9 protein-coding genes and 1 pseudogene are annotated in these 12,270 nt (G+C 50.9%); 1 reads left to right on the forward strand and 9 read right to left on the reverse strand.

Features of this window, described 5'->3' with window-relative positions:
• Positions 1–309: 309 nt before the first annotated feature.
• Positions 310–687, reverse strand: a complete 378-nt coding sequence (locus D5261_RS18430; RefSeq protein WP_301002071.1) for a hypothetical protein — start codon at positions 685–687, stop codon at positions 310–312.
• Positions 633–1,184, reverse strand: coding sequence for a hypothetical protein (locus D5261_RS18435; protein ID WP_301002072.1), 552 nt, complete (start codon positions 1,182–1,184; stop codon positions 633–635). The genes D5261_RS18430 and D5261_RS18435 overlap by 55 nt, the downstream gene beginning before the upstream one ends.
• A 217-nt stretch (positions 1,185–1,401) precedes the next feature.
• Between D5261_RS18435 and D5261_RS18440 the strand changes: the two genes are divergently transcribed.
• Positions 1,402–1,710 (forward strand): carbohydrate-binding protein, encoded by a 309-nt coding sequence (locus D5261_RS18440; protein ID WP_119323345.1) that lies wholly within the window; start codon positions 1,402–1,404, stop codon positions 1,708–1,710.
• A gap of 55 nt (positions 1,711–1,765) precedes the next feature.
• Here D5261_RS18440 and D5261_RS18445 read toward each other — a convergent pair.
• From D5261_RS18445 to D5261_RS18475, 7 genes and pseudogenes are all read right to left on the reverse strand, one after another.
• Positions 1,766–2,128: pseudogene (locus D5261_RS18445) on the reverse strand (SDR family oxidoreductase); the annotation flags it as partial.
• A gap of 20 nt (positions 2,129–2,148) precedes the next feature.
• Positions 2,149–2,961 (reverse strand): IS5 family transposase, encoded by an 813-nt coding sequence (locus D5261_RS18450; protein ID WP_119323343.1) that lies wholly within the window; start codon positions 2,959–2,961, stop codon positions 2,149–2,151.
• On the reverse strand, positions 2,946–3,527 hold the full coding sequence (locus D5261_RS18455) for an SDR family NAD(P)-dependent oxidoreductase (protein WP_119323342.1): 582 nt from the start codon (positions 3,525–3,527) through the stop codon (positions 2,946–2,948). Before D5261_RS18455 ends, D5261_RS18450 begins: the two co-directional genes overlap by 16 nt.
• A 143-nt stretch (positions 3,528–3,670) precedes the next feature.
• Entirely contained in the window at positions 3,671–4,303 is a 633-nt protein-coding gene (locus tag D5261_RS18460; RefSeq protein WP_119323341.1) for a cysteine hydrolase family protein, read from the reverse strand.
• Positions 4,304–4,652: 349 nt separating this feature from the next.
• Positions 4,653–4,922 carry a hypothetical protein gene (locus D5261_RS18465; protein ID WP_119323340.1) on the reverse strand — a complete coding sequence of 90 codons (270 nt, stop codon included), beginning with the start codon at positions 4,920–4,922 and terminating at the stop codon, positions 4,653–4,655.
• A gap of 816 nt (positions 4,923–5,738) precedes the next feature.
• Complete coding sequence (locus D5261_RS18470; protein ID WP_301002074.1) at positions 5,739–8,201, reverse strand: pentapeptide repeat-containing protein; 2,463 nt, start codon at positions 8,199–8,201, stop codon at positions 5,739–5,741.
• Positions 8,202–8,330: 129 nt separating this feature from the next.
• Positions 8,331–12,158, reverse strand: a complete 3,828-nt coding sequence (locus D5261_RS18475) for a tetratricopeptide repeat protein (protein WP_125206180.1) — start codon at positions 12,156–12,158, stop codon at positions 8,331–8,333.
• Positions 12,159–12,270 lie beyond the last annotated feature (112 nt).

The following is a 12,270-nucleotide window of genomic DNA, read 5'->3' on the forward strand; positions in this document are numbered from 1 at the left end:
CTCACCTGTAAGACGGGTGGCCTCTCGCTCGATAACGAAGGCGCGAACTCTGCCTCGCATCAAGTCTGGCAGTAGTCGCTCGGAGCGGGCAACACCAACGAGTAGTGGTGGATTAACAGTGTCGCCGGAGGCAAATACAATCTGATCTGTCTAACCAGCAGTACGGCGCTCGACAACGGCGGCTCGACCACTCACAGAACGGCCATAACTCATTACTACTCGTCCACGACGAGCGCGAGTCAGCGGTGGTACTCAACAGTGTCGGGGGAGGGTACTATTAACCAATGGTGCTAGTTTCGCTTGTCTGTTTTACAGACTGAATTCTGCGATAGACAATCGGATCATTTGGTCTTGATCCGGCTTCAACCCGCGCCATTGCACGAGAACGTTGAAGGCTGCGCTCACAAATGCCAAACGCGCCTGCAGGTGCGCCCAAGTCCAATGCGCCACCTTCTTGAGATGACAGATCGTGGTCAGCATCGACAGAACAGTCTCGACGAGCATGCGATCATTCCAGGAACCGCGCTTGCAGATCTTCAAGTTGCTGGGATCGCCGCTTTTGGCGTGAAAACCACTTTTGGCGTGAAAACCACGATCCGCCAGGATCAAAGACTGCGTTTCATAGCGGACGATTATGGGTTGGAAGACGGTATCGTAATCGCTTTCCTTGGCCGTGTCCCAATCCACGATGAGGCCCAATCCACGATGAGGCCCAATTGGTTGAGCAAGAAGCCGTACTTGGCTCCCATGATCCAGCGGTAATTGGATTTGCCCTTCGTGGCGATCCGAGGCGCAAGTGTCTTTTCTCGCTCACGCACAAGTGTCTTTTCTCGCTCACGCACAAGTGTCTTTTCTCGCTCACGCACAGGATGCAAGAGTTCGATCCCGTAGCTGTCGATGATGCCCAAGACCGTCGGCTCCGCCAGAAAACGCTCGGTCCAATCCTGATGCGTGGCCAACAGCCGAAAGAAGCGTGTGCGTTCGGGCAGCCCTGGAAAGAGCGGGCGTAAATCTCGGTCAGCCCATCGAAAGAAGGCTCGTTCGCCGACGCCTTTGATCGCGTAAAGCAGTCCCAGAGTGACCAGTTCGCTGGGATAAAGCTTGGCCTGGCTGTGCTTAGGCATATTTTTCATGGCGTCATCGACGCGAATAAACAATTCTATGACAAAATCATAGTTGGTCATGGCTGGAGTTCCTCGGTTGATTGGTGTGGTAACCTCAACTTAGGTCCAGCCATGGCTATTTTAAACATACCGACAAACTAGCACCATTGGTTATTAGCTCATCTGCACGGCGAGCGGCAAGGCTCTGAACAACAGCGGATCGAGCACCAATGACGGATCGGTCTATCAGTGGGACGCTATCTCAGGCAACGCCAATCCGCAATGGCGCATCTCGCCCGTGCAGATCGGCGCAGCCACGCCGCTCACGTCATACGAAGTGGAGACGGGGACGCTCGCCGATAGAGCCACCACCATTTCCCTGACAGCGCCGCGAACTACCAAGTTTTCCAATCCGCAGCTTGAGGCATCGGGCCTTTCCTATGTACACCTCGCCGCCATGTGGCAGAAGGCGACCTGGACTAACAACGCTGGTAAGAACATCAACGTCCGCTACTCCACCCCTGATTCTTCGGTTGGTGGGAGTATCACGTCCACACTGAACCTGTATGTGAACGGCACATTCCGGCAGGCGCTCAACGTCAACTAAAAGTAAACGTAGATTTACGAATCCGACAGAAATAAAGTGGAGTTTGCTGCGCATATCACGTCAGCGCTTCTCCACCGGTCACGCCGTAGATCTGCGCGGTCACATAGCTGGCGTCCTGCGAGGCGAGTAGCACATATACGGGCGCAAGCTCCGCCGGCTGACCGGCGCGGCCTAACGGAGTATCGGCGCCGAACTTTTTGACGCTCTCTTCAGGCATCGTCGAGGGAATGAGCGGAGTCCAGATCGGGCCAGGGGCTACGGCGTTGACGCGGATGCCTTTTCCGGCGCACTGCTCGGCAAGCGCTTTCGTGAAGTTGGCGATCGCGCCCTTAGTCGCGGCGTAGGCGAGCAGGGCGGGAGAGGGCTGGTAAGCCTGGATCGACGCCGTATTGATGATGACGCTTCCCGGCTCCATATGCTTAGAGCTCCTATCAAAAGTCATGTGATTAAATTGAGTGCTCGTGCGTTAATCCATGTTGCCGCGATCAGCAAGAAAGCTTGATAAAGCTTCCCTTGACGTTCATCGCGCACTCGAAGCCGACGAAATTGATTGACCAGAGCGAATGCCCGCTCGACAACCCAGCGATGACGTCCCAGTTTCTGGCTGCTTTCGACGCCAGGACGAGCAATGCGCGGCGTAATGCCACGCTTACGCAACTGACGACGATTATTTTTGGACGCGTAGCCTTTATCGGCATGCAGCTTCGTTGAGCGCCGTCGCCGACGTCCCCACCTTCCCCTCGGACTGCGGATCGCGGGAATGGCGTCCACTTGTTCGGGCAGCAAAGTCGTCTCGTTCACGTTGGCCGCCGTGAGTTCGGCAACCAAGATATGGCCGGATTGGTCCACCACCAGATGGCGCTTGCTTCCAGGCTTGCCGCGATCCGTCGGGTTCTTGCCCGTCTTCGACCCGCCGTGTTTCGCCGGAACCAGAGAGGCGTCGATACTAGCGCGCTCCCAGTTGATCTGATCGGCAATGCCGAGTTTGTCGAGCATCAGCAGATGTAATCGCTGCCAGACGCCCGCTTCGTTCCAGTCGCGCAGGCGTCGCCAGCAGGTCATCCCGGATCCACATCCCATTTCCTGGGGCAGATATTCCCAGGGAATGCCGGTGCGCAGGATAAACAGAATGCCAGTCAACGCCTTACGATCCGCAACACGGGGTCGACCGGAGATCTTTTTGGGCTTGGGCGCCGGAATGAGAGGCGCGACGAGTTCCCAAAGTTCGTCCGAGACTAATTCTTTTGCCATATTGGGCTGTTACCCAATATGCCACTTTTGATAGGAGCTCTAAGTTCGGCTTCCTGACACAGATAGAACATGGCGAAGACATTCGTTCGAAAAGTCTTCTCCAACTCTTCGGGGGTGAATCCGGTAATGTCCTGACGCATCGCCTGATGGGCGGCGTTATTAACCAGGATATCCAGATGGCCAAATTCCTTGATGGCGCGCTGCACAAGTTTATGGCAGTGGTCGGGATCTTGGATGTCGCCGGGGACAAGCACGGCATTGCGCCCAGCTTCCGTCACCCAGCGCTCCGTATCCTTCGCGTCTTCGTCCTCATTCAAGTAGGAGATCAGCACGTCCGCGCCTTCGCGGGCGAACGCCAGCGCGACGGCCTTGCCGATGCCGCTGTCCGCGCCGGTGATCAGTGCGGCGCGGCCGGCTAGCCTGCCGCTTCCTCGGTAAGTCTGCTCACCATGATTAGGCTTCAGGGTCATCTTCGTCTCAGAGCCCGGCGCCTTCTGCGGATCTACCGGATAGGGCGGGTGTGGATACTGCGTTCTCGGGTCTTGCATTTTCAATGTCACGGTCATGTTGAGCCCTCACTTTAAAAGTCAAATTGCGGTCACGTCAGGAAATTACCCGATCGTCGCGCGCGAATAAACCAGAGAGGTGCGGATCGTGGGATACAAGTTATGAAGTAGTGGATGAGGCGCGCAGGAGAGGAGCGTTTCTTCTAGCGAGACGCTTGAGCATCCATTAGCAAGATCGGATTCTGGCGCTTGGATTGATTTGCAGCCTCTCTTGCGGTCTTTAGAAGATCAATCTCCGTGGAATTTCGGACATTCACCTCCGCCACGCCTTCCATTTGTGCGATCGCCTGGTTATTGAGTTCCAGCGAATTCGACGCAATGCAGTCCTGTGGAATATATAAATTGTAACCGCGCATATATGCGTCATGCGCTGTAACTAGAACGCAGATATTTCCTGCGATGCCTGTCATGATGAGCGTGTTGATGTTCAAATGGTTGAGCAGCAATTCGAGGTGGGTAGAGAAAAAGCCGGAGTGCTTTGGCTTGAGAACCAAGTAATCTTTTTCTGTGGGCGTCAGCAGCTCCACGATCCGTTTTCCACGCAGATTTTCTCGTATGCACCGTTCGATGAGCGTGTTGAAGTTGGAGCGCCATATGCCGAAGTTATCGTTAACGTAGATAACCGGAATTTGCGCTTCTCTTGCACGTGTCTTTAATAGAACGATCTGCTTTGCCATGGGGATCGCGTATTCTAAAAGTTTGTCGCCCCCTTCGAATTCCAAATCGTTAATGACATCGATCAGCAGGAGAGCGACAGGTGGGGTCTGTTCGGACATCGTTATCCTCAAGCACACATCCCCGACAATAAAGCCGGGGACATATTAGACTTCTTGCATAAGTAGGTAATTGCTACTCCGTGCCCATATACAGCCTTGACCTGAAATTGGACTTATGCAAAAGGTCTATTATCTCATACAACTCGTTTAAATTGGGTTAATGGAAATAGGGCCTAGCGATGTAGCTTGTCTTTACCCGTTTTAAAAACTGGAGAAACGTGGGGCTAATCTCTTAATTATTGCTGTTGTATTTATACTATGGTAGGGATTCCACCTTGATTGAGACCCCGTTGCTGCCCATAGTGTATAGATCTATATATGAAAAGGCCTTTGTCCAAGACTACAACGGTCATAAGAAGCGCTTCCGATCCGAAAGGCGCTCTTCGTCAACGGCTGCTCGCAGATACGTGAACGTTTCGCGCTGTTCTTCCGCATCGCCAATGTCTCGCACGGATTCGAGCAGGGCCAGCGACCTTGCGTGTTGGTCAGCGGCAGCGGATCCGATCATCCCCGCGACGACAAGCTGTAGCAAATACTCTTCAACCTGCACCTCTTGTTTGGCGGCTTCGGCCTGAATGTGAACTTCCATGTCTGGGGGTAGGTTGAGTGTCACGGTCATTATTCCACCCCCTTTTCGCTGGGGACAGTTGTTGCCGCCTGCCAAAACGTATTTCTTACTATATCTCAAAGATGCAAAGTTGTCTATGCGACGCTTCGCGCCGATCCTGTCCTGTGTTTCCTTGGTGGCTTTATTTGACGTTCCAAGTGTATTAAGAAACCCGGTAATTAGGATGAGAAAAGACGTGTACAGGGTATAATTCCCATGTACGCTCTGACCGCCGTTTCTTACTCTGTTGAGAGTAAATCGCACAAAAACAGGCGGCATCAGCCTGCAAAAAGCAGGCTGAACGACTCGGCTATCAGACTGCGGCTGCGCATTTATAAGAGTGTCTGCTACCCTGAAACTCTTAATCAGGGTGTCCCAGGTTCGAGTCCTGGTGGGGGCACCAAAATAGTAAAAAACAGCCGTTGATCTGGATTAACAGATCAACGGCTGTTTTTTTATTGTCAGTAGATCACGCCCAATTCCTGCCTCATCCGCGCCGGCGCCCAAACTTCTACAAACGCCGTAATTACGCCATCGTTGCCGGCCTTATAGAAACAGCCGTTCTTATTGGAAGCAGGCAATGGATTTCTTCCTGTGCGTTTGCCTCAAAGTAGAAAGCCCGCACCTCAGCACATGTTGGGGCGGCGCCTCCTCGATACGGGACGTTCGGTCAAGCAGGGGCGCAAAAAAGATCGTCTTATCCACCATCATTACACTCCTCTGCGCAGACTGGCGGCAACCCGGAAGAGTCATCGAAAGAAGATTAGGCTGACAGACCGCGACAGCCTGGCCACGACTCCCGCGCTTCGCATCAGCAGAACGATGAGATTAGTTTGGCGTTGATTTCGAGCACGGTACTAACTTTACCTTTGCATTTTTCGTCTCTCGTTGGTAACAGTGTGGGACGCCATTCGATATCACTTGCCATGTCCCGGTTGCTCCAGGAAGGATCTGGTTAAGTTGTGGGCAGTCTGTAAATTGAGCATCTGTTAGCGTTGCTCCATTAAATATAACATTATTAAACACGCAGTTAGTAAATTGAACTCCCGTTATCGTAGCATTGGCAAACGTGCCTCCAGAGAGATCATAATTTTCAAAGATAGTTTGTGTCTTGTCATCGGATGATTCCAGGGTGGCGCCATCGAATTTTATATTTAAGGCCAATACACCGACATGTTTTTCGTCTGTTGGCGATCCAGAGAAATATACTCCCCGTAATATGGCGCTATTAAAATTGCAATCCGTCAAGTTGCTGTCAAGAATACTCACTCTTTCTAGCCGACTATGATCTAAATTGAAGCTGGACATATCGCACTCATTCAATTCTATAGGAGATTTTAATTGATAATAAGAAAAATTCTTTGATGGAACACGGCTATTATGTCCCAGCTGACCAAACAATTTGAATGCTGTTTCCGGTCTGTAATATGCAAGCATCCAATTTCTTGACCCGTTTAAATAATTCTCATTTTGAAAATGCGCTGTGTTCTCAAAATGAGCGCCTCGTAGATTTGCGCCCTTGATATTCCATTCGTAAGTCTCGTGAATGGTGTTGGCAGAATTAGCAATAATGATTCCGGATTGATCGAATGTTGTATCCGTGAGATCCGCACTACTAAAATCCCCAACCATAGTAGAACCTGTGAATGATGCGCCACGAAAGTTGCAACTGTTAGCTTTCAGATCTGTGAAGGTGACATTATTTAGATTTGCATGTTGCATACTCGCCGAAGATAAATCTGCCTCTGCCATTTGGCTATTTGTAAAATCACAGTAGTCAAACTGCCCATCAATAGCTCGAATGTTGTTCAAGCTGGCATGGTTAAAAATCGAGTGTTGTGCTCTAGCATATTCAAGAGAATCATATTCGAGATTAGAATTTGAAAAATCTGAATGCGGGAAGTAAGATCTCTGAAATGTAATACGTCGTAAATCTTTTTGTGCGGCATGAAGTCCAATCACATCTTTTTCATAACTGAAAGATCCTGAAGTCAATTTTTCTGATAGATTCATGCCACTTAAATTGAGAGTCTGTCTCGGTATATTGCTGATTTGATTTAATAAACTAAATACCATATAGATAGATATGATTAATGCTGTTAGAGGATTTATTATTCTGATTGCTGATTTAGGCGTCCGGTTTGGAGCGTTTTCTTTCATTGGCGCTACAATTATATGTTTGTAGTTATGAAATATTTTAACTCTATATAGCCGCAAATAGACGACTCTGTTTGGCCATGACGTAATCTTGTAAAGTACGGTAATTCGTTTTAGTTTTGCAATTCTATATCCTGTTTTTTTATTTTCGCAATGATAAGTGAGTACTCGAATCGTATGCGCTATAGATAGAATCATTGTAACAATGCAAATAGCAATAGGTAATACAAAATATGATTTATTGTCGCTAAGTGCACTCTTATTACGATTAATCGACCAGCATTCAATCAATGCTATAAGTGGAAATGCCCAAATAACTAAGAAAGATGCGCATGACAATAAAAAGCCAAAGAGCCAAGAATTCAATGTTACAAGGCTATGAAATACCTGAGGGGCGTCATTTGTAATCCATGGGTATGTCTTTCGGTTGTACTCATAACTATCGGGAAAGTGTCTGGGTAGATCTTTCAGCTCTATCCATAATGACCGCAAATAGGCATGAACGTAAATATAAGAACCTGTAAGTAGAAGCGGTGAATAGAATAAGAATTGGGCTAACGAAACACTCGTTCCTGTAAATGGGAGAGCGACAGTCCCGCGACTTGAGATGAAATCGCCTGGCGAGACGCCAGAAATACTGATTAAAGCGTAAAATGCGGCCGATACCATACCAACAATAAGTTTGCCGATGTTTTTGGAAAGCTCTTCGATATTTTTGAGAGGCTTTGAAACATCGACATCGGCCGGCAATGTTGCGCCGGTGAGATCGCATCCGGCGAGGGCTGGCGCAATGAGGCCTTTGGCGTCAGTCATGTCGGCGTGACATAAAGATGTTTCGCGCAGGCAGGCGCCGTAGAGATGTGCGCCTACCAGTTTGGCGTGATCGAAGGATGTGATCCTGTCGACTGAAGGCGGCGAATCGTTATCGCATATCGTGACGCCGTCCAAGCATACATTCGTGAGATCGGCGGCGCGGAAGCTCACATGGCTCATATGCACATGGCGCAAATTTGAGCCGGTGAGGTCGGCGGATGAAAAATTGACTTCCGTTAAGATAGCGCGTTGATTGCCTGACGGTTCAAAATCGCAGTTCCGAAGGATTGCATAGGTGAGGTCGCCTTTGAAGTACTTCAACCAGTCTCCCACGCACACTCCTGTCCATTCCAAGCGTCGGCCCTTCGTATTATCCGCCAGCCACTCCTGATGTGCGGCGATTGCTTCTTTTACTGTATGCGATGTGAGCTTTTCAATACACATAGTGGGTTATAGTCGGAGCCTGACGCCGGCCTCAAAAATAGGAAAGACCTGCCCGACATCCTCCGAGTCCGCTTCATATCGGTGAAAGATATTGGTTGCGCGCACAAAGAAGGAATCATCATAGTGTGACATGCGTATGATGTTTTGGCCGAGATGGCCTTCGAATTCAAGATCGACAAACGCGTTTGCGGTATTCCTCTCTGAGCCGCTGGGGCCAATTGTATAGGCTCCGTTGTACCGCAGGGTCGCTGTGATTCGGCAACCATGGCTGTGTGGATTGCCTGCATGGATACCTTCGATATGACTTAGCGAGAATGAGCCAAAATAGGGCGGCTGATGTGGAACGTAGCGAGAAAGGCTGGCGGCTGGTTCGCCAAGCGTCTCTGTATTCGCCCATCCGGAAAGGATATCGAAGAAGTTATGATGTGCGAGTTGGCCATCAAATCGGATTGCTATACCGCGTCGCTGAACGTTGTAAGGTCCCTCGGAACCGACAAAAAGGCCGTGGGATTTGACGTCGAATACATGCACCTTGACGAGTTGCCCGGGAGTAATAAAGCGCTCCCACTCGACACCCAGCACAGCCTGATCGGCGCTCACGCCATTCGGCCAATAAAAATCACTAGTCGCAAGGGCGATTTGGACGGGGCGCAGAACATATGACGTATCGCCTAGCAGCCTGGTTGTCGCTTCGGATGGTCCGTCCGTCGCGCTTGGAGACTGGGTTGCGGGAGCAAATTCGGACGCCCGGCGATCATATGTCAGGCGTATCGTGCTGCGTGGGGTTGGCGTCCAATTCAAAAAGCCGCTTGGCAGGACTGTCCATCGGCCGTTGTGGTTCTGGAACGGCGCGGGAGATGAAATCCCCGTACGCACGATCGTTGTATTATCATCAAGTTTCCAGCCGTCCGCTTGAAGTATTCCAGTAAACCGATCCCCGCGCAGCACGGTGGTTTGCGCGTACCAAAGGGTAGGAGATCCGTGATCGTGGCTATTGACTGCGAGGTTAGGAGTTCCCAGCAAAGATTCTGCTCGGAAGGGCGATACGCCTCCCCCGGTGGATATTAACCATTGAGATCGGTTGGAGCCGGTTCCTTTCACAAAGATGGGAATGTCGAGGCGCCCCTCAAAAACCTGACTGTCCGATCGGAAAAACGTGCTGGCGGAAGGATCGCCAATGAAGCCGGTGCGTGACCGCCGTCGAACACCTCCGTAGGCAAGCCAAATTCGCGGCGCGCCAAACAATTCACGAGTTCCGATGAGGCGCGTGCTGCTATAATCGGACCATTTTGTGTAGGATGCGAGTGTATGTTGCGGCGACACAATGGTGGGATTTGGCGTGCTGGTGTCCGTATTGATCACATCGCCGGTGTAGCTAAAAAATACACTGGTGTCATCACTGGGCGACCACGCAATCGCTGTTCCAAAGTCGTTTGACGTGCGATTATATTGGATATTATCCGCACCGGATCCCGATTCAATGCGCCGCTTGGCGGATTGCCCTGCCGCGAATACTTCCGCAGGGTGGACGCTGGAGATTATTCCGGAGCCGATGAAATCGCTGTCGTTTCCAAAGCCGAGTCCTCTCGCTATCCCGAGTGTAACTTCGCCGCGCTGCGCTGGTCTGAGCAAATCACGAATGACAAATGGGTTGGCGGCGATCGCCTGGCTAAATGCGCTGTTTCTGAGACCAGGATCATCAGAAAGCAGGCCAAGTCTGGCAAGCGCCAGGCCATTATTGGGATGATTCGAAAGTGCATTTTGGTATTCGCGAGTCGCCAGAGTCTTCAAATGCGCCTGTTCGTAAATCGAGCCTAGCTCAGTATGAAATCGCGCCACGTGGGTGTCTCCGAACGCGGCCTGTCTCGCCTGCGCAATCGCGTCTGCGTAATTATCGTTTGCGGCGCTGACCTTCGCGAGCAACGCCTGGGTGTCAGGGTTACGGTCGTTTTGCATCGCGCTGCGCGCTGCAAGAGCGTCCCTGATCGGGGAGCCGATTTCGGCTTTGGGCGTCGCCGCGTTTCTTCGGTAATTGCCTCTCAATAATCCAAGCTCAATACGTGCGACGTAGAGAGGATAATGTTCGGTTTCGCGACTATCATGAAAAGCTTGGGAGATAATATGCTCCGCGCATATAAGGCTATTGATGCTGATATTGACACGCGCGCGCAGCACCGCTGCGCCGACAAATGCCGGATCGCTGCCCAAAGGAAAGCAACCTTCTGGACTCTTGGGATCTGAACTGGGCACGCATTTTTTCAATTCGCTCTCCGCAGCCCGATAATCGCCACGCAGATATTTCACGACACCGGCGTAATAATGGGCGGCGCTGACTTGGGATGCGGCAAGCGGTTTTGTTGCTTTGTCTGCGGCGAGTACGTTGCGAGCACGATCGTCCGCCGCGTCTAGACAGGACAAAACATAGGCGACTTGATCGGCCAGTAATCTGCCCGGATCAAAAGTTTCTTGTTTGAGCTCGCTGTGAAACCAACGCAACCAATCGCGCATTTCACGCTTTTCGTTTTCGTCGATTTGCGATTGAAGCCGAATGTTGTTAGGGAATGTTTTAAGCAGCATGGTGCGGTTAGCGTCGACGGGATCTTTGTTTCCCAAACCGCGCGTGTTCTGGCGAGATCCATATCGGAGAAGATCTTTGTCCAGCAAGCAGATGTTTAGGGCGTCCTTAAGTTTTGATGGAAGGTCTTGACAAGACGCTTCTGAGAGTGAGCAGATCATCCCGGCGTCGGCTATTAGTTGATGCAGGCGTCCCGGCAAACCACATCGCCCACAGAGGATCATATCCCGTAAGCACTCGGGATGTTGAAAATCATCGTTCTCAAAGAGGGCGGAACTTCCAGGGTCGATTGCATTCCGAGTGTAAAACAGAACCTGCACGAAGTTCAATCGCGCTTGGCTCAATACGATAGGGTCTTGGAGACAGAGAGCGTCTTGGTAGGCTTGCCGGGACTCGCGATACGCAGCGCCATTACGTCCGTCCAGAAAATCCGCCATGGCGATCCATGTATCCGCCTCGCATGTTCGGTTGGGCAACTCCGTTCTTGCTTTCGCAAGCATTACTTTTGCCTTCGCCACTTCACCACTACGGAGAAGGTCAATGGCGGATTTGAGATCTTGATGCGCAGGCTCGCGATGCCCAAGGGTGTCTCGGATATTGAGTTGATCGTTACAAAGGCAGATTTGGTGGCGGTCAAATGACCATGTCACATAGGCGTCTGTCGCTGTTTGCTCAATCGTAATCAGATGCGGCGGCCCGTTATCAATGGCGAATGCGCCTTGCCCGGCGTGTACGATGACGGTGGAGTGGGGCGTATCAATCTCGCCATTTGGGGAGTCCACTTTACCGTTTTGGAAGGTCGCCTCACCATTATTGACATAAACTGTTGTAACGATGGAGTGGGGCTCTCCTGAAGCGTCTGAAGCGTCATCAACAGAAATATCCATATCCGTACCGAGTAGCTGTACAATTCCGTAGGGAGAGTTAATTTTTTCTCCTACTGACTTGGCATATAATTTTCCCACCCTGCCTGGCGCATGTTGTGTTATTGGAGGGGATCCCGTGCGGTGGAAGCGGGCGCTCCCTGACAACAGCCAGAGTATTGTGGGAAAGCGGGCGTCGTTAAGTTTTGGGTCGCCGTCTAGCCGAGGTTTTGCGAAGACAAATCTTCCTGCCTGGGAGCCAGAAATCTTAATATCAATAGATGTGTTATCGATATTCGCACCGAATTTTACGTCGCTATCACCGCTGTAGAATGTATGCTCTACGGTTGCGCCAATATTTACGTAAGGACGGGGCTGGGGGATCTGCTTTTTCAATAGATCCAATGGGCTTATTGTGCGATGTCCGTGCTCATCTGGCTGTATATTTTCAACGGTTGCGCCTATTGAGTAAACCTGTGGGCCTGGTTGATATATAAACGTTACTGAG

The sequence above is a fragment of the Capsulimonas corticalis genome (genome assembly GCF_003574315.2).
GTDB classification, from domain to species: Bacteria; Armatimonadota; Armatimonadia; order Armatimonadales; family Capsulimonadaceae; genus Capsulimonas; species Capsulimonas corticalis.